The sequence below is a fragment of the Oribacterium sp. FC2011 genome, from assembly GCF_000701645.1.
GTDB lineage: Bacteria > Bacillota > Clostridia > Lachnospirales > Lachnospiraceae > Oribacterium.
Window position 1 is genome coordinate 1 of sequence record NZ_JNJM01000067.1, and the last position, 1,243, is coordinate 1,243.

Below are 1,243 nucleotides of genomic sequence, written 5' to 3' on the forward strand. Positions count from 1 at the left end.
AACAAAGTGAAAGCCAGCGCCTTGAGACGCCGGCTGAGTAATCAGAGGCTTATAGCCTCAGAGCAAACCACCCGTTTGACGGGTGGTTGTGATTTTCCGTGGTTATAATTCCCAATATCAAAAAAGCAAGAAGAAACTCCACCTCTTAAAAGGCAGAGTTTCTTCTTGCTTTAGTGTGAGAATAGTTATGATGTCTAAGCCAATACTAGGAATCTAATAAGTTTTACTGAGGTATGATCGAGAAAAACATATTTGGCTCAGAGTCATCATTGTTTTATATGATGGTAGCATATACACCTGCTACCGTCAAATTTTGAATTCTATTTCAGCACGTCAATTATGGTATTTGTTATTAAAAACGCTTATATTATATGCTAAGAACAATAGTACATGACAGGAGCGTCGATATGGCAACAGCTATTATTTATTACAGTAAACATCATGGGAATACAAAAAAGATACTAGATGCTATTGCAGCTGAACATACGGATGTAGAGTTAGTAGATGTTACTTCAAGGAATACATTTGATCTAAGTGGCTACGATAAAATCGGATTTGCTTCCGGAATATATTTTGGAAAGTTTTATGAGCAGATATTAAATTTTGCCAAGGTTAACCTTCCATCAGGAAAAGATGTATTTTTCATTGCTACGGCCGGTAATCCGATGAAAAGCAACTTTAATGCTATAGCAAGAATAACAGAAAATAAAAATTGCAAAGAGGTAGGGAGATATATCTGCAAAGGATTTGACACGTTCGGCCCATTTCGTTTGGTCGGAGGTATCAGGAAGGGGCATCCAACAGGGAAAGAGATACAGGCGGCGGTTGATTTCTATAACAGCATTATCTAAAAACGCGAAGGACTTTAAAAACACAAATGAATGACATATTACGCGGACAGCTGGCAATTGATTACTGCTGTTCCAGTTTTGAAATAATAGATAAAGAGAATCACTTTAAAGAGTATAAACCTCTGGAACGAAGACGCAGGTTTCATGAAAAAGATGAGATGTTCCTGAAGATAATAGCCGTGAACGGAGAACACCTTTTCACAGGACAAAAGGATATTATCGACTGGTGCAGAGATAAATATGCCAACGCTAAATCCGAATGGTTCTTCGAGGCAAAGAACATGCATAAGTTAAATGACTAATACTTCCCACACCCAAAAGGGCGTGAAACTCAGTGTTTACAATGTTTGCGGCGCAAAAATACCATTATGCCGCCGACAACTGCTCCGCGC

The 1,243-nt window shown here is 38.5% G+C and carries 2 protein-coding genes; both read left to right on the forward strand.

What is annotated here, in order from left to right; genetic code table 11:
- Nucleotides 1-407 precede the first annotated feature (407 nt).
- Nucleotides 408-851 (forward strand): flavodoxin family protein, encoded by a 444-nt coding sequence (locus tag T357_RS0118410; protein WP_031555922.1) that lies wholly within the window; start codon nt 408-410, stop codon nt 849-851.
- A gap of 26 nt (nt 852-877) precedes the next feature.
- Entirely contained in the window at nt 878-1,153 is a 276-nt protein-coding gene (locus tag T357_RS0118415) for a hypothetical protein (protein ID WP_031555924.1), read from the forward strand.
- Nucleotides 1,154-1,243 lie beyond the last annotated feature (90 nt).

Excerpts from the sequence above, each read along its gene's own strand:
- T357_RS0118410 (WP_031555922.1), top strand. The coding sequence starts at position 408 with ATGGCAACAGCTATTATTTATTACAGTAAACATCATGGGAATACAAAA.
- T357_RS0118415 (WP_031555924.1), top strand. The coding sequence starts at position 878 with ATGAATGACATATTACGCGGACAGCTGGCAATTGATTACTGCTGTTCC.